The sequence below is a fragment of the Gammaproteobacteria bacterium genome (genome assembly GCA_029862005.1).
Lineage (GTDB): Bacteria > Pseudomonadota > Gammaproteobacteria.
On record JAOTYD010000025.1, the window covers coordinates 26,026 to 48,064 of the forward strand.

Sequence of the window (22,039 nt, forward strand, 5' to 3'; positions counted from 1 at the left end):
TACAGTGCGCGCCGTTAAACCTGGAGAATAACATGTCACATGAGTTCGATTACGACCTGATTACACTTGGCGCCGGAAGCGGTGGCTTATCCATTGTTGAACGTGCCGCCAGCTACGGACAACGCTGTGCCGTCGTTGAAAGAGGCGATATCGGCGGTACCTGTGTCAACGTGGGTTGCGTACCAAAGAAAATCATGTGGTTCGCGGCGAACCTTTCACACATGATCGACGATGCCACGGGCTACGGTTACGACCTGACCAAAAACGGCTTTGACTGGGCCAGGCTGATTGAAAAGCGGGAGCGATATATCAGCGGAATCAATCAGTGGTATCACGGGTACATGAAGGAACTCGGCATCGACGAAATCGAGGGCGAGGCCAGTTTTATCGATGCCAACACGGTCACTGTCAATGGCAGACATTATTCGGCACGACATATCGCCATTGCCACCGGCACTCGTCCCCGGGTTGCGGACATACCCGGCGGTGAACATGTGATTACCTCGGATGGATTTTTCGAACTCGATCACCAACCAAACCGGGTCGCGATAGCGGGCTCAGGATATATCGCGGTAGAACTGGCCGGTGTCCTGAACTCGCTGGGAAGCCATGTGACCCTGTATTTGCGCAAACATCATGTACTGGGCGAGTTTGATAGCCTGATAAAAACAACCTTGCTGGAAGAGCTTGCCAAATCCGGTATCGAGCTTCGAACCAACTGCGAAATCACCCGCATAACACGTGCCGACTCCGGTCAGATGAGGGTCGATGACAACCATGGTGTCGGGCTTGAAGATGTGGAGCAGGTCATCTATGCCATTGGCCGGGTACCTGAGCTTGAGACGTTAAAACTCGAGAATGCCGGTGTCGAGATAAACCAGAAGGGATTTATCTCGACCGATATGTACCAGTGCACCAATCAGCCCCATATTTTCGCGCTGGGTGACGTTACCGGGCGAGCGCCGTTGACGCCTGTTGCGGTTGCCGCGGGTAGACGCCTGGCGGATCGCCTGTACGATAACCAGGCCGAGCGCCATCTGGATTACGAGTTGATTCCCACGGTGGTTTTCAGTCATCCGCCGATTGGCACGGTAGGCGTGACCGAGGAAGCAGCACGCGCGGAATACGGAGACCGGGTCAAAGTCTACCAGACCCGTTTCACGGCGATGTATAACTCGATCAGTGGACACGACGTTCCTACCGCGATGAAACTGGTGTGCCTTGACGAGGAAGAAAAGATCATCGGTTGTCACATGATAGGGCCAGCGGTCGATGAAATGCTGCAGGGGTTTGCCGTGGCAATCCGCATGGGTGCCAGCAAGCGAGACTTTGACGACACCGTCGCAATTCACCCCACCAGTTCAGAGGAACTGGTGACAATGCGCTAGCAATCATTGCAGCTGACGATCGATCAGGATTTTCGAGCGATAATTTGAAACTGTCTGGCTGTCAGCTTGTAGGGGCTGCGCTCGGTAAATTCCAATTCGAGCTGTTTCAGTTTTTCATACACGATGGAGTCCTCCTTTAGTTCATTGGTACCCCAGTAGTTGTAAAGGCAACGAATCCCGTAGTGTTTTTCGAGACCTAATCCCATGCTGGAGAGCCACTCGATGACTTCATCGGGACGGTATTCATGGACATTGATATCAAATATCGAGTTGTACTGATCGGCCTGGTCCAGCAGTTCGTAGGCCTTGTCAAGGTCGTGTTCCAGAAAAGCCGCCTGGTAGGGTAACGAGTACTGGTTGGTGGTAATCAATGACATGAAACCGCCGGGTTTCAGCACCTGCCGCAGAACCTCCAGTAAAGGTTGCACCTCGTCAATAAACTGAATGACGTTATGACACAAGACGATATCGAACTCATTTTCGGGAAACTTGTTACCAATGGTAAGGATATCCATTGCATGGGTATTCAATCGATCGGTAACGCCGGCCAAAGCAGCATTGGCGCGCGCATCGTCGAGCATCTGCCGGGAGATATCGACAATATCGATTTGATGATTCATGCGTGCCAGCGCGAGGCTGTCGAATCCGTTGCCACCGCCAGCGTCAAGAATACGCAAGGGTCTTGAATCGACCGGGATGTGCTTTTTAAGGTTATGTTCGATCAGTTCATAACCAAAGCGATTCCACGGCATGCTTTGATCAGCCTTCCATCGCGACAGACCGGCCTCGAAGGAATCTTTACGGCTACATACGCGTAGCGCTTTGTTGAGGTCAACGTTGCCGGTATAAAGCGCCTTGCCAATAATTACGCCATCAATGCCATCGTTGTTAAAGCACTCGCGCACGTCCGTCATTGAGCCAATTCCACCGCCGACAATAATTCGCAAACCACTCATCGTCGCGAGGTCGATCGATGCCTCCAGATCAACGCCGGTCATCGAACCATCCCGATGAATGCTGGTATGAATTGCGGTGGTTACGCCGAGCTGACGCATTTGAATCGCGAGCGTTGTTGCCTGTACGCTCCCGGGCGCACGCCAGCCGTGGATGTGGACTTCACCGCTGGCATCGGCGTCGATGCCAAGCACGATTGCATCACTGCCATAGGCCGCGACTGACTGGGCCATCATTTGTGGATTTTCAACGGCGGAAGTGCCAATAATGACGCGCTTGATCCCCGACTTCATCGCCCAGTGAACATCGTCGATATTGCGAATTCCGCCGCCAAACTGGATATTGATGTCGAGGGCAGTGATTTGCTCGATTAACTCCCAGTTATGACTGGCCTCTTCGTCGAAGGCGGCATCAAGGTTAACGACCTGTAGCCAGCTGGCACCCTGGTCAATCCACTGTTGCGCACAGGCAACCGGGTCGGTATTGAAGACGACCGGATTCTCGGTATCGCCCTGGGTAAAGCGCACCACTTCACCATTACGTATATGTATGGCTGGGAAAATAGTAAACCGCTTTAAATTCATATAGTTATATAAACTAATTAATGTGAATTCAGATTATATCGAGAACATCCTGCATGCTGTAAAGACCCGATTGTCGCTGCCCTATCCAGCGGCAGGCGCGCATCGCGCCATGGGCAAAAGTCATGCGACTGGAAGCCTTGTGCGTTATCTCGACCCGTTCACCTTCGGCGGCAAACAATACCGTGTGTTCGCCGACAATATCGCCTGCACGGATGGTTTCAAATCCGATGGTTTTACGATCCCTGGCACCTACCTGCCCCTCGCGACCAAAAACGGCGCAACCATCCAGGTCGCGGCCCAGGGTTTCGGCGACCACCTGGCCCATTTTTAAAGCGGTTCCCGAGGGTGCATCAACCTTGTGGCGATGATGTGCCTCGATGATTTCAATATCGACGCTGTCGCCGAGGACTGCGGCTGCGGTTTGCAGCAGTTTAAGGCAAAGGTTTACTCCGACGCTCATGTTCGGTGCGTATATGATGGCAATCTTCTGTCCTGCTTGATGCAGCTTCTGTTCGAGCGCTGCATCGCAACCCGTAGTGCCGATCACCATTTTCTTGCCATGGGTGGAACAGAAGTCGACATGATGCGTGGTAGCGGTTGGATGCGTAAAGTCGACCAGGATATCAAACAGGCCGGCGTCGAGCTCGCTAGCAATTAACACCTTGTTGGGTTCGAGACCCGCCAGTAAACCACAGTCCATGCCGAGCGAGGGGCTTTGGTCTCGCTCCAACGCCTGGGTTAAGGTCATATCCTCGGTCTCGCTACAGGCGATGACCAGGTTTTTGCCCATGCGTCCTGCCGCGCCCGCAATTGCGATTCGAGTCACTGGTGGCCTCCCGGGTTTAAAGTCTCAAGATTTCATGTCTTCGAAGAACTTTTTCATATTATCGATCCAGGAATTTTCGTTCGGATTGTGCTTTTTCCCCGCTTTTCCCATGGATTCTGCAAATTGTTGCAGCAGTTCTTTTTGCTCGGCGTTCAATTTTACAGGTGTTTCGACAACAATGCGGCAGATTAAATCACCAACCGGACCACCTCGAACCGGCTTAACTCCCTTTCCGCGCATCCGAAACAACTTGTGGGTCTGCGTACCGGCCGGTATTTTCAGGTTCAATCTGCCTGCAAGACTGGGAACCTCGAGCTCACCGCCCAGTGCAGCCGTCACGAAACTGATCGGTACCTCGCAGTAAAGGTCGGCGTTATCACGTTCAAAAATCGGATGCGGTTTGACATGTATCTGGACAAACAGGTCGCCCGTTGGTGCCCCTGCTTCGCCCGCTTCGCCTTCACCTGATAATCGTATACGGTCACCATTATCAACCCCGGCAGGTACTTCTACCGAGAGTGATTTATGTTCTTTAACCCGCCCGGCACCGTGGCAGGTATTGCAGGGATCACTAATTGTCGTGCCCTTACCCCGGCAGTTGGGACAGGTTTGCTGTACCGAAAAAAATCCCTGTTGCATTCGTACCTGGCCGTGCCCACCACAGGTGTTGCAGGTTTCCGGGGAGGTGCCGGGTTTTGCACCACTGCCTGAACAGGTCGTGCAGTGTTTCAATGTGGGCACGCGGATTTTTACCGTCGTGCCACTGACGGCATCCTCCAGGCTCAGTTCGAGGTTATATTGCAGGTCGGCGCCCTTGCGTACCCGCGAACGGCCTCCGCCGCCAAAAATATCGCCGAATATATCGCTGAACGCGTCACCGAAGCCGCCTCCACTGAAGCCGCCCCCGCCTACTGATTGATCGACACCGGCGTGTCCGAACTGGTCATAGGCCGCGCGCTTGTTGGGATTTGACAGTACATCGAAAGCTTCCTTGGCTTCCTTGAAATTCTGTTCGGCTGTCTCATCATCGGGATTACGATCGGGATGATATTTCATCGCGAGACGACGAAAAGCCTTTTTTATCTCGGCATCCGAGGCGTTTTTTGAAACTTCTAGAACTTCGTAATAATCGCGTTGTGACATTGACTCGTTTCTACAAATAACAAAACCTGGCGCGATAAATCACGCCAGGTTTATAACGATCAGAAAAAACCGTTACTTTTTGTCGTCTTCTTTTACTTCTTCGAATTCGGCATCGACAACATCATCGCTCGCATCTGCCTGTGCCGATGCATTCGCATCGACTGGATCCGGACCGCCTTCCGCGGCGCCAGCGGCAGAATAGGCCTTTTCAGCCAACTTGCTGGATGCCTCGGCGAGTGCCTGCGTTTTGGCATCGATATCGTCCTTATCCGAACCTTCCAGGGCCTTTTTCAGATCTTCGATTGCAGATTCGATCTTACTCTTGTCTTCGTCCTCGACCTGGTCACCCAGGTCCTTGAGCGTTTTCTCTGCCGCGTGGATCATCGCGTCAGCCTGGTTGCGTGTTTCGACGGTTTCTCGATGCTTGCGATCTTCGTCAGCATGCGCCTCGGCATCCTTGATCATCGCATCGACTTCATCATCGGAAAGGCCGCTGGAGGCCTTGATGACGATCTTTTGTTCCTTACCGGTTGCCTTGTCTTTGGCTGAGACATTGAGGATACCGTTGGCATCGATATCGAAGGTTACCTCGATCTGTGGTACACCACGTTGCGCCGGCGGAATGTCCGACAGGTCGAAGCGGCCCAGAGACTTATTCGCCGTGGCCACCTCGCGCTCACCCTGAAGCACGTGCACCGTTACCGCGGTCTGGTTATCTTCCGCGGTTGAAAAAGTCTGTGCCGCCTTGGTCGGAATGGTTGTATTTTTCTCGATCAACTTGGTCATGACACCACCGAGGGTCTCGATACCCAGTGATAGCGGAGTGACGTCAAGCAGTAATACATTCTTGACATCGCCACCCAGCACGCCACCCTGGATTGCAGCACCACAGGCTACGGCCTCGTCCGGATTTACATCGCGACGCGGATCGCGACCAAAGAAGTTTGTAACCACTTCCTGGACCTTGGGCATACGGGTTTGACCACCCACCAGGATAATATCGTTGATGTCTGATACCGATACACCCGCGTCATCCAGCGCCAGCTTGAGTGGATCGATGGTGCGTGCAATCAGGTCGTCGACCAGTGATTCGAGCTTGGCTCGAGTGATTTTTAAATTGAGGTGTTTCGGTCCTGACGCATCTGCAGTGATATAAGGCAGGTTTACATCGGTTTGCTGGCTCGATGACAACTCGATTTTTGCCTTTTCGGCAGCCTCCTTGAGGCGCTGCATTGCGAGCGGATCACCACGCAGGTCCATACCCTGTTCCTTCTTGAAAGTGTCGGCGAGATGGTCGATCAGGCGCATGTCGAAATCCTCACCACCGAGGAAGGTATCGCCATTGGTCGACAGCACTTCGAACTGGTGTTCACCATCGATCTCGGCGACTTCGATGATTGAAATATCGAAGGTACCGCCACCCAGGTCATACACCGCGATCTTTTTATCGCCAGTAGCTTTGTCCATGCCGTAAGCGAGCGCCGCGGCAGTGGGTTCATTGATAATTCGCTTGACTTCGAGGCCTGCAATTTTACCTGCGTCCTTGGTTGCCTGGCGTTGCGAATCGTTGAAATAGGCCGGAACCGTGATAACGGCTTCGGTGACTTCTTCACCGAGATACTCTTCCGCGGTCTTTTTCATTTTCTGCAGCACGCGCGCCGAGATTTCAGGCGGCGCCATTTTCTTACCCTTGGCCTCGACCCAGGCGTCGCCATTGTCTGCCTTTAGAATGGTATAGGGCACCAGGTCAATATCCTTTTGCACCTCTTTCTCGTCGAAACGGCGCCCGATCAGGCGTTTTACCGCGTACAGCGTGTTAGCCGGGTTTGTTACTGCCTGGCGCTTTGCCGGCTGCCCCACCAGCACCTCGTCTTCAGCGCCAAAGGCCACGATTGAGGGAGTGGTACGATCGCCTTCGGCATTTTCAATAACCTTGGGCTTGCCGCCCTCCATTACCGCCACGCAAGAGTTCGTGGTACCGAGGTCTATGCCTATAATTCTGCCCATTTAAATACTCCGAAAAATTTGTCTAGTGAAACTTACACTCGATGTAGGGTTATTTCTGACGCTTTCAAGTATATTTCGCGATTTTTTCTTAATTTACTTGGCAACCACGACCATGGCTGGTCGAACCAGCCGTTCGTTTAACAGGAAGCCTTTCTGCATGACTTCGACAACCGTATTCGATTTGACACCCTTGGCATCAACCATGCTGATAGCCTGGTGTCTCTCGGGATCAAAAATCTCCCCCATCGGATCAATGTGCTCGAGCCCGTTTTTTTCGAGTACCTGGACCAGCATGTTCATGGTCAGGGCGGTTCCCTCGCGAATGCTCTCCAGGGTTGCATTGTCGGCCACGGCAGCCGTCTGACCCATCTCCATACTGTCAATCACGGGCAACAGGTTTTCGACGAAATTTTTCAAGGCATACTTGTGGGCATTCTCGACATCGCGTTCGGCGCGCTTGCGGTTATTGTCGATCTCAGCACGCAATCGCATCATCTGATCCCAGTAATCCTTAATCGTTTCCTGTGCTTTTGCCAGCTGTGTCTCGACAGGCTCATCGGCCTCGATTTCATCTTCAGCCGCTTCAGGAACAACATCTTCGAGATGAGCCTGTTCCTCGGCTTCGGTGGCGATAGGATGTTCCTCGTCAGGATGGGCTTCGGATTGTTGTGACGACATTGACTGCTCCGGTTTAACTGGTTCGCTGGTTAGGGTGAATTTGACCGGCTGAAATTCAGCGGTAATTAAATGGCGTTTAATTTAAGGATTATTTCCGAGTATTCAAGGCCGAAGTTAATAATCTTGCCGTGACATCGACAATGGGTATTACCTGCTCGTAGGCAATACGAGTTGGACCGATGACGCCAAGCACGCCGACAACTTCACCTTTGATTTCGTAGGGAGCGCCAACCACGCTGCAATCGCTTAAGACCGAGTATCCCGATTCGCTGCCGATAAAGATTTCAACACCATCTGCCGAGGTGCAGCCATCGAGCAGTTTCAGTAAATCCGTTTTCTCATTAAACACTTCAAATAGATCTCGTAACTTATTGATATCAGAGAGTTCCGCGTATTGAAGCAGGTTAGATTCACCGCTTGTCAGCAGATCATCATGCGCATTCAGACTACAGATTTCCTGCATCGCGTCGAGCACCGGTTCGAGGATGGAATCGACGCTGGTTCTCAGTTCGGAGAGGTCTTCCAGCAATTTCTCACGGGCGCTTTCAAAACTACGCCCTATCAGGTAGTGACTCAGGGTCTGTGCTGCCTGTTGCAGTTCGAGGTCGCTGTAATCCCGATCCACATGAATCACCTTGTTGTGCACATTGTCCTTGTTGATGACAAGGATCACCAGAACTCGACGTTCGCTCAATGTCATGAACTCGATATGCCGCACTTCAGCCGGCGCGGTATGTGTCAGGCTGACAATCCCGGCCAGGTGGGTAATCCGCGACAGGATATCAGTTGCGCTGTGTATCAGGTCACTCGATGTTTTATTGGTGCTAAAGGTTTCCGAAATAACCTGCTGCGAAGTGCTGGCGAGATCGCCAACTTCGAGCAGACTGTCGATAAAAAACCGGTAGCCGGCATCAGTAGGAATTCGACCGGCCGAGGTGTGAGGGGAATTCACCAGGCCCATATCCTCGAGTTTTGCCATGATATTGCGAATCGTGGCAGAACTGACGTCGAGTCCCGACAGTTCCGCCAGGTTCTTTGAGCCAACAGGTTGTGCATCACGCGTATACGAGTTGATTAATTCCCGCAATAAAACCTGGGCGCGTTCATCAAGTTCGTATTTTTCGATCATCGGGTCTGATATATTGTTGCCAGGCGCTAGTTTAGCTGCAAATTTAATACAGTGAAACACAAGCTATATACTAATGCCCGTTAAATCAAGGAACCTGGACAGTCGTTTAAAAAATGTCTTCAAACTTCAAATCAGTTGGCCTCGTGGTGCGCAGCGACATGCAGGACCGGCAGGAGAAGATACAGCAGGTCGTCGCGGTATTGTCGCGCCACGCCAGCGTTGTCGTTCATTGCCTCGATTTCGACCAACCCGTGTCCGGGGTATCCAACGTTTCTCTGGAGCAACTGGTGGAGGAAGCGGACCTGGTGATTACGCTGGGTGGCGACGGCACCCTGCTAACCGCCGCAAGGGCGCTTGCCGACGTTGACACCCCGCTATTGGGAATTAACCTGGGGCGGCTTGGATTTCTTGCAGACGTCTCGTTTGAGCACTTCGAATCTTATCTGGATGCCGTCATGCAGGGTCGTTACAGTGTAGACGAACGATTCCTGATCCAGGGGCATTTTTATGATCACGACAAGCTGATTGCCAGGAATTACGCCCTCAACGACATCATTCTGCACAGCTACGAATCATCCAGCATGATCGAGTATGAAATTTCAAGCGGTGGCGCCCTGATCCATATCCAGCGTTCCGATGGGGTTATCGTAACCACTCCGACCGGTTCTACCGCCTATGCCCTTTCCGGCGGTGGCCCGATTATGCACCCCTCTCTCAACACGCTGGCAATTGTGCCGATATGTCCGCATACGCTCAGTAATCGTCCCATCGTGTTGCCCGCAGATCAATCCATCGAAGTTCGCCTGGGGCAGGATTCGTTGCAGGCAAAGGTCAGCTACGACGGTCATTCGACCACGATCGTAAACCAGGATAACCGCGTACTCATAACACGCTATCCCAAACCGCTAAGGTTGCTGCATCCCGAGGATTATGATTATTTTCAGGTTCTGCGGGGCAAGCTCTACTGGAGTGCGAACTACTAGTGCGCTGTCGATCCGTCAGAGCAGACCAGGAACCCGATTGATGCTCGAATCGATTCAAATCGAGAACTTTGCAATCATTGATTCATTGCAGCTCGAATTCGATTCCGGAATGAGCGCGCTCACCGGCGAAACCGGAGCGGGAAAATCGATTTTGCTCGATGCAATCAAGCTGGTTGCAGGCGATCGAGCCGAGGCTGATTCTATTCGCCAGGATTGCGAGCGAGCCCAAATAAGCGTCAGTTTCAACCTAGATGACGCGCCGGCGGTGGACAACTGGCTTGCCAACAACGAAATGAACGCCGACGGAGAATGCATGATAAGGCGCGTGCTTCATGCCAATGGACGCAGCAAGGCTTTCATCAACGGATTCAGCGCAACACTGGCGCAGTTGAGGACACTCTGCGACATGCTGATCGATATTCACGGTCAACATGAACATCAATCCCTGCAGGTACCCTCGGTGCAACGTCAATTACTCGATGCTTTTATCGGCGAACGCAACCTGCTCGACGAAGTACGTGAGAAATTTGAAATATATAGATCCCTGGAGCAGCGTTTACAACAAGCCCAGTCCGGTTCACGAGAGCGCGAACAACGTATCGATTTGTTGGGTTTATATTGCTCGGAGTTGAACCAGTTGGCTTTGACAAAAGACGAGTATGAGGCATTACAGGTCGAGTATCGACGGCTGTCGAACGCCGATACGATTATCGAACAAACGAGTCAGATTCTCGGGCTGCTTTACGAAAACGATGAGCAGAATATCCAGTCCGTACTCAGTCTTTGTGAGCAGCGACTGGGCGAGCTTGTGGAAAATGACAAAGTGCTGTTGGAAATCCATGAATTGATAAGCGCGGCCTTGATCCAGGTCCAGGAGGCCAGCTCGGAACTGCGAAATTACCGCGCCGGCATCGAACTCGACACGACACGCCTGGAAGCGATTAATGAGCGCATAGCCAGTATCCAGAACCTGGCGCGCAAGCATCGTGTCGAGATCGCCGCGCTGCCGGCGTTGTGTTCCGATCTGAACCGCGAGCTCGAGTTGTTGCAGGGCGACGGTTTCGATGCAGAAAAAATTGAGGCCGAGCTGGTCAAGGCTCGTGAAGACTATTTGTTCAGCGCCGGAGAATTATCGTTAAGGCGGCAGCAGACCGCTGTAGGTATCTCCGAACAGGTAACGCAGGTTATGCAGCAACTGGGTATGGAGGGCGGCAAATTCATCATTGACATCGAACCCCACCAGGAGCCCGGCAAGCATGGCTTCGACGGCGTTCGTTACCTGGTCAGCGCTAACCCGGGCCAGACGCCGAGGCCGCTGTCCAGGGTAGCCTCCGGGGGCGAGCTCTCCCGCATCAGCCTCGCGATACAGGTGATTATGAGCGAGTCCTCAAAAATTTCGACCCTGATTTTCGATGAAGTCGATAGTGGTGTGGGCGGAGGTGTCGCTGAAATAGTTGGCAAGAAGCTGCGCTTGCTGGGTCGAGACCGGCAGGTATTCTGCGTCACTCACCTGCCCCAGGTTGCATCCCAGGCCCATCACCATTACCGGGTATCGAAAATTAACGAACAAAACGAAACTGCGACCCGGGTGTTTTCATTGAACCCCGAAGAACGACTTGAGGAAGTAGCGCGAATGCTTGGCGGCGTGACCATTACCGAGCAGACCCGGGCACATGCGAGTGAAATGCTGGCGCTGCAGGAATGAGGCGATTCGGAGTTGTAAAGTGCCCGGGTACCTTCGTTCAAGCCTGTCGGTCGTCGACGGTTAAATTTTCAATTTACTTATTTTTATGAAAGTGTCCGTACAGCACCATGGTGTGCTCGGTTATCTTGAAATCGTACCTGTCGGCAATTTCCTTTTGACGCTGCTCGATAATTTCGTCATAAAACTCTACGACCTTGCCGGTTGAAATATCAACCAGGTGATCGTGGTGCTCGCCGTCGTTGATTTCAAATACCGCGTGACCACCATCAAAGTGGTGACGGGTTACCAGGCCCGCGGTTTCAAACTGGGTCAGGACTCGATAAACGGTTGCCAGTGCTATTTCTTCGCCAGAGTCCAGTAGCATTTTATAGATGTCCTCGGCCTTCAAATGTCGATCAGCCGAGTTTTCCAGCAATTCGAGAATTTTCATCCGCGGCAAGGTAACCTTTAAACCTGCATTTTTAATATCGGCTGTTTCCATAGAAAGCTCTCACAGTATTTGCAGCATGTCGGTTGGGGCAGTATTATCGCGCCTTCCTTCGCGGCAATCAGCAGTATGAAATTTAGACTTTTTCGAAGAATCCTGATTGGAGGATGCGTCATTGTAGCATTCTCCGGCTGTGTGTATCGAATGGATATCCCGCAGGGTAACCGGATCGACGCCAGCCTGGTTCAGCAGCTGGAAATCGGCATGTCGCGCAACCAGGTTAAATTCTTGCTGGGTACGCCCGCTATCGTTGACCTGTACCAACCTGATCAATGGCATTATATTTACTATCTGAAAACCGGGGACGATGGCGAAATCGAGAAAAAACGGATGACCTTGACCTTCAGCAATGACCTGTTGTCAAAAATCGAGGGTAACCTTAATCCGGGTTGATCGCACCACCGCCTTTTTTCGTTTTTAAGCCCATTGCCGCTCTTTGCCTTCTTATTTCCTTGGGATCGGCAATAAGTGGTCTGTAGATCTCGATGCGATCGCCATCACCCGGTTCGTAGTCGGGGGCAACGACCTTGCTGAAAATCCCCAGTTCGCAGTTATCCAGGTCAATCTCGAGAAAATGCTTATCAATACCAGACTGCTTGACGGCTGCACGAACAGTGGTACCCGCCTCGATCTCGAGTTCGAGAATAACCTGCTTTTCAGGGGTAGCGTAGGCGACTTCAATCGAGGTTTTAGCGGTCATGCTGCGCCCTGGCTCGATCGCAAAAGGATTCGACCATCGTGTTTGCGATACGCGAGAAAGCGGGACCAACCAGCGTAGATGCGAGGCCATGTTTCATTTTGAACTCGAGTGTCAACTCGATTTTGCAGCCCTCTGGATCAATCGGGGTAAAACACCAGAACCCGTGGAGTTCACGTAGCGGACCTTCGACCAGTTCCATTTCAATTGATTTACCGGGTTCCATCGAGTTGCGGGTTTTCAACCAGTGATTCATTCCGACACCCCGCATCAGGATCGAAGCCTCCATCGAGCGATCATCTACCCGATGAACTTTGACATCGCTACACCAGGGTAGGAACTCAGGGTAGTTATCGACATTATTCACGATCGCATACATAAAATCAGCAGGATATGGCATCAAGGCACTGCGATTTATCTTGGGCACTTCAAATAATTCCAAAAGCTGCCAGTATGACGACCAGCAACAGCACTGGAACAATGTATCGCACCAGATAGTTCCAGATTTCAAAACTGTAGTGTCGAACTAGTGCGAATTCCTTGTGGCTTACCTCACGCGGAATTTTCCAGGCGACGAACAGGCAAATAAACAAGGCGACAAACGGCTGGATCAAATGGCTTGATACAAACACCAACACGTCGTGAAATCCAGCATTGTTTACTAACCGGATTGCGTCATCGCCAAAAAATAATGCCAATGAAAAACCCTCCCCGTTCCAGACGCTGTGCGCCAGTACGACACCCAGGCCGAACAACCAGATTCCAACGCCCAGTATCAACGTTGCCCGCAAACGAGTAATCGAACGTATACGTTGCAAATAGGTGATCGGTGCCTCGAGCAATGCAATAGACGTGGTCAGAGCGGCAATGGTTAATAGCACGAAGAACAGGGTACTGAAGAGACCTCCGTAGGAGAATTGATCCATAATCACGGGCATTACCCTGAAGGCAAACTGGCTGTCTATTCCCGGCTGCTGCCCAGCCGATAACATCAGTGCGTTTATCGACAGGCCGGTGAATATTGAAAAAAGCAAATCAACCATAATGACCAGGGCCGCCGAGTAACCAATCGAAACACCTGCGGGCAGGTAGCGGCCATAGGCCATCATCACACCGATACCGAGCGCCAGCGTGTAGAACGCACGCTGCAGCGCCAGTATAGGTGTATTCGAATCCATCGCTGAAAAATCGGCATATAGCGTGTAATGGATACTGGGGATCAACCCCGATGACATAAAACCAAGCATGAGCCCGGAAACCAGTAGCAAAATCATAAGCGGGACCAGAATCAGTGTTATACGCTCGATGCCCTGCCTGATGGGTTGCGCGCATATCAAAACCAGGCCGATGATGAATAGTGTATGCCAGAGGGTCATACGTTCACCGTCGATAATGAATCCATCGAACAGGGATTTAGCGGACTCCAGGGTAACGCCATGGAATAAACCGACCATCGATTTGACCGAGTAGGCAAGCGACCAACCTGCGATAACGCTAAACGTGGCAACGATCAGAAAGGCGGCGAGCATCGAGCTGAGGCCTGCGAGTTTCCAGTATACCGAGGCCTTGTATTGTTCGGATAGCGTTCCAAGACTAGCGGCAGGGTCGGTACGGGTCAGCCGTCCCAACATCATTTCCGTCATTAATAGTGGCAGGCCCAGCACAAACAGAAACAGTATGTACAGTAACAGGAAAGCACCACCACCGTTTTGACCTGCAAGCACCGGGAAAGTCAGCAGATCATTCAGGCTCAGCGTTGCACCGGCGGCTACAATGACAAATGCAGACCGTGAACGCCAGATAAATCCGTTTTCAATGGTACTCATATCTTGCTCTGGGTATCGAGTCGTTAATTATTCCGGTATCGATTTTTTTACCAGCATCTCCACAATTAAATATAATAAATTCAATAATTTAGTGAGTATAGTTAAGGTGACTTATTCCAGTTATTTTACATTTTTACGCCAGTGTGCCGCTCAGCATGATACGGATTGAAGAGGGCCACCCGATATCGCGCCGGCATACTACATCCAATAACGCAGAAACCTGGATAGCCATCCCAGGAGTCTGAGAAGCCATGGGTGCTGTTGCCATTGGTCCAGCGTAATTTCGACGCTGTCTGCAATATCATTACAAAATCTTTCCTGCATCTGTTCGACCAGCCGGGCATTGTCCAGCAACAGGTCAAGCTCAAGGTCATGAAACAGGCTGCGATAATTCAAGTTGGTACTGCCGATCAATACCTGTTTGTCAATAAGTATAGTCTTAGAATGCAACACCCGATTGCCATATTCAAAAACGCGAATATTACTCTGTAGCAGATCCGTGTAAAAACTGCGTGATAACAGGGGGAAGAAAACACTATCCGACCGCTTCGGTACGATTAACTGGACCGAAAGACCGGACTCTGCCTTGCTTTTCAAAATCTTGAGGATCTGGTTTGAAGGATTGAAGTAGGCGTTGGTGACCCATATTCGTTGACAGCATAGCCCGAGCTCCTGCTGCAGGTGCAGCCTTGGCTCGCGCCGACGTCTTATTTCATCACGTGCCATAAAATGTCGCGATCGTTGACTGATACTGCCGGTCTTGCGGTGCCACACATGGTTAAAATTTGCAGCCAGCAATTGCACGACGGACCCGGTCACCCGCAGCCCGGTATCATGCCAGTAATCATCTTCTACCGGAGATGAAAGATTTTCATGATCGGCCGTAATATTGTAGCTTCCCAGCCAGGCGGTTTTACGGTCAATCAGACAGAGTTTACGGTGATCGCGGTGATTCATCGAGGCTATAAAGTAGAAAACCTGTGAGTACCAGCGTTCTGCTTTCAACGCCCTTCGATAAACCGGAAAATCCCAGGGAAGCGGGTGAAATACACGAACCTCGCTATTTTCCGATCCCAGGTTTTCTGCGATCTGGCTCGAATCACGATAGGATCCAACCCCATCAATCAACAGCTGCAACCTGACGCCACGGACAGCGGCGTCATTCAGTGCAGATAATACTCGGTTGCCAATATTGTCCAGCTTGAAAATGTATGTCTCGAGAATGATCTCGACTTGAGCCCGATTGATATCCCGAATGAGATTGTCGAAATATTCGTCAGGTTTGAAGAATAATCTCTTACCGGGTTGCACTTGCGGTGTTATTGAGGTGCGAAAGACGCATAGAGTGGCAAATGATCCGATAGCTCATTCCAGGGTTGCCGTTCCATGCAGTGCGAATCGAGTAAATTGATTCCGCGATAGTATATTCTGTCCATACGAAACATGGGCCAATGGGAGGGGAAGGTTTTGGCGTAATTACCGGTCTTTTCGCGAAACGCCTCTTGCAGACCCAACCGCGATTCCACTGTTCTGCCGAGTCCGCCATGCCAGTCGTTAAAATCGCCACCAAGGATGATCGGGTCGGCGGCATTGATACTGGAGTCCATGTAGCGCTTCAGTTCTCGGAGCTGGCGTTTGCGTTCAAATCCGATCAGGTCCAGGTGAACACATAACAGGTGCAGCGGTCCATTGCTGTCAGGTAATTCGATGGTGCCATGTAACAGACTACGACTGGCGCTCTTGAAACGGGAAAGATTCAAATTGCTCCACTCGGCAATTTTGAACTTGCTCAAGATTGCATTTCCGTGATGACCCTTGCGGTAAATTGCATTTTTACCATAGGCGAAATGGGGCCATATATTATCTGCCAGGTATTCAAACTGACTGACATCCGGCCATGCCGAAATCTGGCTCTCGTGATGCAGGTGGCGTCCCTGTATCTCCTGCAGCAGCACCACGTCAACCTCGGCATTTTGCAGGTGGTCCTTGATTCTGTGCAATACAAAATCGCGGTTGTATCGATCGAATCCCTTGTGGATGTTATAGGTTAATATCTTTATCATCGATCGGCCTACCGATTGGCTACCTGGATTTCTGGTAGTTTCATTATCGGAAAACACGTGTGTCGCGGGAGCGGCGAAGATCTGCAAATACACTGATTTCCCAGGGTCGGATTGCCATCATCAAACTGGTGCCGAAACGCTGCTCCAGCGGTAACGATTCTGATGCCTGGTTCATGTCACTCATTTCCTGGGCCAGCTGGTGAATCTTTTTTATCAGCTCGCTGTTAGCGTTTCTCGATATCATCCCCGACATGAAAACGCGAAATTCGCCTGCTCCATTGAAAGACGAGTTCAGGAATTCCGGCTGGACCCTGTCTTCAAAGAACCGCTGAATTGGCCCGCCGGGAATCCATTCAAAATTTTGTGAAATCATCAACTTTACGCGGTTACCGGGTTGTAGCTCTATCATTTTCATGCGGTCCAGCCGTGCCAGTAATTTTATACCCTCGGGTTCGGAGATATCGTAAGTGTCCAGTATTTCGTCCAGCCGCAGTTTGTTCATTAATAATAGTGCTACCAGTAGCATTTTTATATCAGAAACCAGTTCTTTTTCCTGATCCAGGGCAAGTTGTGTCGTTAGCTCGATATTTTTTTCCATCAGGTGCACCAGATCACTGATATCAAGCTGCAGCAATTCGCAAATTTTTTCGAGGCGCCTGATTGAAAAAGCTTCTTCAGAAAACAGTCGCTTAACGCTGGTCTCCGAAAGTTCGAGTACTTCTGCAACACGCTTGTAGGTAACGCGTTGCTTTCGTAACTCCTGCTTCAAGGTTTCAATTAGAGATTTCGTCTGCGACATGGATTCGATTCCGATTGCTAATATGCCCGGAATATAATACCACCTTAAAATAAACCCTTAGAGGAATTCGTCGGCGAGAAACTCAGCAAAGTGGTGACGATTGGTAATCGGTAACGGTTCGTATAACTCGGAAGAAATCGCGAAATCCGGGTAAAAAATGCGCTCCAAGAGACTGGCGACAGCCGTGGGATCGGAAGTCCCGAGATTGATCTCCTGGTTGACCTGCAAACTGAGCTTGTCGAAGTTGGCTGAACCCAGGCAGGCCCAGCCATCGTAAACTGCAGCTTTCACATGGGTCATTCCAGGGTAGCTGTATACCCGGATTCCGTTGCGCAACATGATGTTGATTGCCTTCTGATTACTGAGATCGATCATGCCACTGTCGCCCTGCGAGGACAGTATTACCCTCACGTCCACGCCCCGGCGACGCGCCCTGGCCAGTTCAAACAATATTTTATCATCGGAAAAATAGGCGTTCTCGATGTAGATGCGTTTGCGGGCGTGGCGGATGGCAGCAACCTGGGCGCGGTAAATTTCTGAATCATGTATCGTGGTCGACAGTATGCGGATCGGGTATCCCGTTGGTGATTCGTCGATTTCACGACCCTTCAAGGCAGTTGCCAACCAGGCAAAATCACCCATCCAGCCGGATTTCGCCCAGGCCTGGTCGAATTCGTACTGCAATTGACTAACGACTGGTCCCTCGACTTCCATCATTAAATCGTGCCAGTCATAGCGATACTCCCTGCCGATATTCATGCCTCCAACGAAGGCCAGGGACTGGTCGATAACGGTTATCTTGGCGTGGTCTCCCGTGAACCACGGATTCGATTGCTTGCGAAATTTAACCTTGCTGCCGTGGGCCAGGTAACGAGACATCGATGCTGGCAGGTCCGTATTCTCTGGCATACTTGCCGAGTCGAGTCGGGTAGCAAACAGGTCGGCCAAACCATCGACCAGAATTTTGACTTCAACCTCGCCGGATCTGGCCCGCAACATGTTTGCCATATGTAAAGCCACGTCGTCGTTGTCGAAAATATAAGTACGAATATCAATAGATTTTTCTGCCGCGTCGATCGAAGCGCTAAGCCGTGAAAAATACTCCTCGCCGTCAACCAGGAAACGAATACGCCCAGAAGACGATTTGCGGGACGTCAGCTCATCCAGATGGCGTTCCCAGGCCACGAGGTCCATGGCCGTCGCATCCGCTAACCCGGGAACGGGATGGCGCTCGATTAGCGGCAAACGTACGCTTTCGATAAACCTTCTTTCGAGGAAACCAGCAGTGGACTTCAGGGTAACGCCGTACAGGGACTTTAGTGTAGAGAAGGGTCGGATCACCGGATCCACCAGCAGTGTTTTACCCACCAATCCCGCCCCGCTCTCTAAACCCGAAGATCCACGGGTCGGATTGCCGAGTCGATCAGGCTCCCCGAATGATCCCAGGTGCATCTTCGATTCAGCCGGTTCGTTATCGTCCTGGGAGGATCCCGAAGCGGTTAGGCTCATGGATGAACAGGCCATCGACAGGCTACTGACAATCGCAATCGTTGTACAACGGCAAAGCACGCTAATTGAAGCGGGAAATTGCAACATATCAGTCCCTCCTTCATTACCAGCGTTCGGGTACCTGATGCACCGCCTACGCTGCTGATATCCTGCAGAGAATGTAGCTAATAGTTTCAATTTGCCACTTATTTTGACAAAGTATCGATAGATGCTACTGAATGGATCAAATAGAGCGACTTGTTACTTTGGATAGCCGGTTGCCAGGGGATCGGACAGCAGTACAATCATATCGGCCGCTATGCTGCTGGTTTCAGGGTAACGCCGTACAGGGACTTTAGTGTAGAGAAGGGTCGGATCACCGGATCCACCAGCAGTGTTTTACCCCTAATCTGCAATTGTGCTACCAGGCTGTGCAAAAGACAATCGGGTGTCTCCTTCGGGACGGTTACCGAGGCCTAGTATTGCTGGCGGGGGATCTGATTTCTCCAAAGGAGACGCTCAGTCTCGTTCGATGAGCTTCACGATACGGCCAGGAACAGACACTCATATCGCGAACTTGCGAATAATTAAAGCACCGAGAGCTATCTATCTTCTATCTCTTTCAGGCAGGTCATCCGAATAAATAGATATTTATCATCACCGAGGGTGAAACTAAACTGCGATTCTCTAATTACGATTTGCTGTCTTCCCGTGAATTATCTAGTCGAGCTGTTGAGTAGTCCTTGGCCCTGGTATGTGGCTGGACCAATTATTGGTTCCCTAGTCCCGATAATGTTGTTCATCGGTAGCAAATCGTTTGGAATATCGCAAAATCTCGAACATATCGTTGCGATAACCCAGCCAGAAAAAGTAAACGTTCAGTTCTTTCGGTACGACTGGAAGAAATATGGATGGAGTATTGCGTTTGTGTTGGGTGTTGCGTTAGGTGGATTTTTCGCCGGCGTGATACTTCCTGATCCTGGACCGGTACAACTTTCTGCAGCCGCTGTGGATACGATGGCCGGCTGGGGCGTCTCTCACAGTGAGGGTCTCTACCCTCCTGAGGTTTATGACTTGGGTTTGCGAAACCTCGTCGTACTCGCGATCGGTGGCATTCTGGTAGGGTTTGGAACCCGTTACGCTTCCGGGTGTACCTCGGGGCACGCTATTACCGGTCTCGCCACGCTACAGTTAAAATCGCTAACCGCAGCCATCGGCATTTTCGGTGGTGGCATGCTTTCTTCACATTTCATTACGCCTTTCATCGTCTGAGAGGTCCAATATGAGATACATCCCCTATTTAATGCTCGGTATCGTATTTGGCTTTGCCCTAATCAAATCCGAGGCTGCTTCATGGTATCGAATAATGGAAATGTTTCATTTCCAGTCATTCAAAATGTATGGGGTGATTATTACGGCGGTTCTAACCGCATTTGTCGGCGTTGAGTTGATCAAGCGATTTACGTCGATCAAGTCGATTGAAGGTTCCATCATCACGATTCCGCAAAAAGCGGAAGGAAAGGCTCGATTTCCGCTGGGAGGATTAATTTTTGGTCTTGGCTGGGGGATGATTGGTTTATGTCCTGGGCCAATTTTTGCACTTGTTGGAGCGGGATCGATCGGTGCTTTTATTGTATTACTTGGGGCTTTACATGGAACGTGGTTGTATGGTTTGGTGAGAAACAAACTGCCTCACTGATACCAGGCTCATTGTCTTTCTGTTGGATTTTAAGCGTCAGCTTTCTTCAAAGGAGACCCTCAATAAACCTGGGTGGAAGGCAATCTTCGGCCAAATTGAGACGCTGAAATAGTTTACCGGAGGAGCAAACTTACGAGAAATCTTTTACTCAGATTGGTATCCTTTTCGGGGAGAGGGTCACTGGGCACACAAATGAACTCGCTGGAGTTTGATGAATGTATCGAGATGCTTAGAAGCTCTGATTCATTGACATACGAGGATGGTTATCATTGGCTCCAGGGTTACCTGGATAAATACATAGACGAATTAGTACAACTGATGCTTCGAGAAACCGATCCAGATATGAGATCGAAGTTTGTTGAGCTAGTTGGAAACTCGAAGAATCCCAAAGTAATACCTTTAATAGAAGCGGAGTTAAAAAGTCATCACAGCGAAGTCCGAAGCTGGGCTTACAGTTCATTACTTTACTTCGAAAATTCGGAAGCGATGAAAATCGCAGAATGTTTTAAGAAAGAGAATCCAGATGAGGATTTTTTGTAATCCAACGGAGCAACCTAACAAACGCATGCAGCCTGGCCAAAGTGCCCGCAAAGTGAGGGTTTGAGCACGGGCATGAGAGTCCGAGTTGGGGTCGGTTCCCGTCGCTGAATAATTATTTCTGAGCGTCTGTTTTCCCGTTAGCGGACGCTCATAAAGTTGTGGTGGGAGGCAATCTTCGGCCATTAGCAGACACCCAAGAATCTCTATGAAGCATCTAATTGGGGTTCAAGTTATCTGTACTCTAATGTTTAGTAAATAACCGCAGATTACTAGACTTACAGCTCAATGGTGTTTAATCTTTCTTGCCACTTCACTGCTTTGAAATCGGGGGAATTGTGCAGCGAGGATCAGGTAAACCGAGACTTGTACTCGTAGTCATTTTTTTTCTTCTGACGGGTTGCGCTTCAGAAATTGGAGGTTATTCAACATTTGATGGCAGCCCTACCGAAGCAACACGACTTAATGTAGAACAAGATCGCCAAACGTATTTGGTCGAACTCTCAGAAAAATTAATCGCGGTTCCAAAAAATAAGCTGACTGACCCAGAAAAAACTGAGTTACTCGATCTTTTCGAGAAATGGGAAAAAGTAGACAGTGTTGTAGGCCCCCCAACGCCAAGCAGTAGTCAGGAAATTCGCAGGATTATCGACCATGCTGCCATAGAGCTAGAATTGTTTGCGCGCAAGAATCCTGAACACTATGAGCTGACTCGGGCTCTTCGGATGAGTTTTCAGCCATTTATTGATGGATTTGGCTCATTTCAGGCATTTGAATATGCTCCATCTCTCAGCATGGATAAGGCTCGGGAAGGTTTCGAGACGCAGTCCGAATTTAAGACGGGTCGCGAGGCTTTCAAACTACTGGAGCAGGCAATTTATCAGTTCTAGCGACCTCGTAAGCGGACTCTCATAAATCCCTAGCGTGGGGCAATCTTCGGCCAGGAACGGACACTGTAAAGATTCTTTACATTAAGAAGGGGAAAGTGTAAAAAATTTTTACACTTTAACAATGACGCAATTATTGCTTTTCCTCAACATAATGAT

At 50.5% G+C, this 22,039-nt stretch carries 22 protein-coding genes; 8 read left to right on the top strand and 14 right to left on the bottom strand.

Going from position 1 to position 22,039, the window contains the following annotated elements; genetic code table 11:
• Positions 1-32 precede the first annotated feature (32 nt).
• The gene (gene gorA, locus OES20_14240) at positions 33-1,388 is read left to right on the top strand and encodes a glutathione-disulfide reductase (GenBank protein ID MDH3635856.1); all 1,356 of its coding nucleotides are present in this window, start codon (positions 33-35) and stop codon (positions 1,386-1,388) included.
• 23 nt (positions 1,389-1,411) lie between these two features.
• Here gorA and OES20_14245 read toward each other — a convergent pair whose 3' ends face one another.
• The 6 genes from OES20_14245 to hrcA form a co-directional block, all read right to left on the bottom strand.
• On the bottom strand, positions 1,412-2,926 hold the full coding sequence (locus OES20_14245; GenBank protein ID MDH3635857.1) for a HisA/HisF-related TIM barrel protein: 1,515 nt from the start codon (positions 2,924-2,926) through the stop codon (positions 1,412-1,414).
• Between the two features lie 28 nt (positions 2,927-2,954).
• Positions 2,955-3,752, bottom strand: a complete 798-nt coding sequence (gene dapB / locus OES20_14250; protein MDH3635858.1) for a 4-hydroxy-tetrahydrodipicolinate reductase — start codon at positions 3,750-3,752, stop codon at positions 2,955-2,957.
• Positions 3,753-3,776: 24 nt separating this feature from the next.
• Complete coding sequence (gene dnaJ, locus OES20_14255) at positions 3,777-4,895, bottom strand: molecular chaperone DnaJ (GenBank protein ID MDH3635859.1); 1,119 nt, start codon at positions 4,893-4,895, stop codon at positions 3,777-3,779.
• Positions 4,896-4,967: 72 nt separating this feature from the next.
• Positions 4,968-6,902 carry a molecular chaperone DnaK gene (dnaK, locus tag OES20_14260; GenBank protein ID MDH3635860.1) on the bottom strand — a complete coding sequence of 645 codons (1,935 nt, stop codon included), beginning with the start codon at positions 6,900-6,902 and terminating at the stop codon, positions 4,968-4,970.
• 93 nt (positions 6,903-6,995) lie between these two features.
• The gene (gene grpE / locus OES20_14265) at positions 6,996-7,580 is read right to left on the bottom strand and encodes a nucleotide exchange factor GrpE (protein ID MDH3635861.1); all 585 of its coding nucleotides are present in this window, start codon (positions 7,578-7,580) and stop codon (positions 6,996-6,998) included.
• 88 nt (positions 7,581-7,668) lie between these two features.
• Positions 7,669-8,709, bottom strand: a complete 1,041-nt coding sequence (hrcA, locus tag OES20_14270) for a heat-inducible transcriptional repressor HrcA (GenBank protein MDH3635862.1) — start codon at positions 8,707-8,709, stop codon at positions 7,669-7,671.
• 113 nt (positions 8,710-8,822) lie between these two features.
• Here hrcA and OES20_14275 point away from each other — a divergent pair, with 113 nt between their 5' ends.
• Entirely contained in the window at positions 8,823-9,692 is an 870-nt protein-coding gene (locus tag OES20_14275) for an NAD(+) kinase (GenBank protein MDH3635863.1), read from the top strand.
• 40 nt (positions 9,693-9,732) lie between these two features.
• A complete protein-coding gene (gene recN / locus OES20_14280) occupies positions 9,733-11,397 on the top strand; it encodes a DNA repair protein RecN (GenBank protein ID MDH3635864.1) in 1,665 nt (554 codons plus the stop codon).
• Between the two features lie 73 nt (positions 11,398-11,470).
• Here the strand turns inward: recN and fur are convergent, their stop codons facing one another.
• Positions 11,471-11,878, bottom strand: coding sequence for a ferric iron uptake transcriptional regulator (gene fur, locus OES20_14285; protein MDH3635865.1), 408 nt, complete (start codon positions 11,876-11,878; stop codon positions 11,471-11,473).
• A 150-nt stretch (positions 11,879-12,028) separates the two neighbouring features.
• Here fur and OES20_14290 point away from each other — a divergent pair, with 150 nt between their 5' ends.
• Entirely contained in the window at positions 12,029-12,277 is a 249-nt protein-coding gene (locus OES20_14290; GenBank protein ID MDH3635866.1) for an outer membrane protein assembly factor BamE, read from the top strand.
• Here the strand turns inward: OES20_14290 and OES20_14295 are convergent.
• The 7 genes from OES20_14295 to OES20_14325 all read right to left on the bottom strand — a co-directional run bounded on the left by OES20_14295 (position 12,264) and on the right by OES20_14325 (position 18,865).
• Entirely contained in the window at positions 12,264-12,584 is a 321-nt protein-coding gene (locus OES20_14295) for an RnfH family protein (GenBank protein ID MDH3635867.1), read from the bottom strand. The genes OES20_14290 and OES20_14295 overlap by 14 nt on opposite strands.
• The gene (locus OES20_14300; protein ID MDH3635868.1) at positions 12,574-13,008 is read right to left on the bottom strand and encodes a type II toxin-antitoxin system RatA family toxin; all 435 of its coding nucleotides are present in this window, start codon (positions 13,006-13,008) and stop codon (positions 12,574-12,576) included. The genes OES20_14295 and OES20_14300 overlap by 11 nt, the downstream gene beginning before the upstream one ends.
• Before the next feature lies 1 nt (position 13,009).
• Positions 13,010-14,407 (bottom strand): sodium-dependent transporter, encoded by a 1,398-nt coding sequence (locus tag OES20_14305; GenBank protein MDH3635869.1) that lies wholly within the window; start codon positions 14,405-14,407, stop codon positions 13,010-13,012.
• 198 nt (positions 14,408-14,605) lie between these two features.
• Entirely contained in the window at positions 14,606-15,718 is a 1,113-nt protein-coding gene (locus OES20_14310) for a phosphatidylserine/phosphatidylglycerophosphate/cardiolipin synthase family protein (protein MDH3635870.1), read from the bottom strand.
• Positions 15,719-15,726: 8 nt separating this feature from the next.
• Positions 15,727-16,470: an endonuclease/exonuclease/phosphatase family protein gene (locus tag OES20_14315; GenBank protein ID MDH3635871.1), complete on the bottom strand. Its 744-nt coding sequence runs from the start codon at positions 16,468-16,470 to the stop codon at positions 15,727-15,729.
• 43 nt (positions 16,471-16,513) lie between these two features.
• Complete coding sequence (locus OES20_14320) at positions 16,514-17,269, bottom strand: helix-turn-helix transcriptional regulator (protein ID MDH3635872.1); 756 nt, start codon at positions 17,267-17,269, stop codon at positions 16,514-16,516.
• Positions 17,270-17,326: 57 nt separating this feature from the next.
• Positions 17,327-18,865 carry a phosphatidylserine/phosphatidylglycerophosphate/cardiolipin synthase family protein gene (locus OES20_14325; protein ID MDH3635873.1) on the bottom strand — a complete coding sequence of 513 codons (1,539 nt, stop codon included), beginning with the start codon at positions 18,863-18,865 and terminating at the stop codon, positions 17,327-17,329.
• A 603-nt stretch (positions 18,866-19,468) separates the two neighbouring features.
• On the opposite strand from OES20_14325, the gene OES20_14330 reads away from it, so the two are divergent.
• The 4 genes from OES20_14330 to OES20_14345 all read left to right on the top strand — a co-directional run bounded on the left by OES20_14330 (position 19,469) and on the right by OES20_14345 (position 21,883).
• Positions 19,469-20,029: a YeeE/YedE family protein gene (locus OES20_14330; GenBank protein ID MDH3635874.1), complete on the top strand. Its 561-nt coding sequence runs from the start codon at positions 19,469-19,471 to the stop codon at positions 20,027-20,029.
• A gap of 10 nt (positions 20,030-20,039) precedes the next feature.
• Positions 20,040-20,456 carry a YeeE/YedE thiosulfate transporter family protein gene (locus OES20_14335; protein MDH3635875.1) on the top strand — a complete coding sequence of 139 codons (417 nt, stop codon included), beginning with the start codon at positions 20,040-20,042 and terminating at the stop codon, positions 20,454-20,456.
• 192 nt (positions 20,457-20,648) lie between these two features.
• A complete protein-coding gene (locus OES20_14340) occupies positions 20,649-20,996 on the top strand; it encodes a HEAT repeat domain-containing protein (GenBank protein MDH3635876.1) in 348 nt (115 codons plus the stop codon).
• A 335-nt stretch (positions 20,997-21,331) separates the two neighbouring features.
• Positions 21,332-21,883 (top strand): hypothetical protein, encoded by a 552-nt coding sequence (locus OES20_14345; GenBank protein ID MDH3635877.1) that lies wholly within the window; start codon positions 21,332-21,334, stop codon positions 21,881-21,883.
• Positions 21,884-22,039 lie beyond the last annotated feature (156 nt).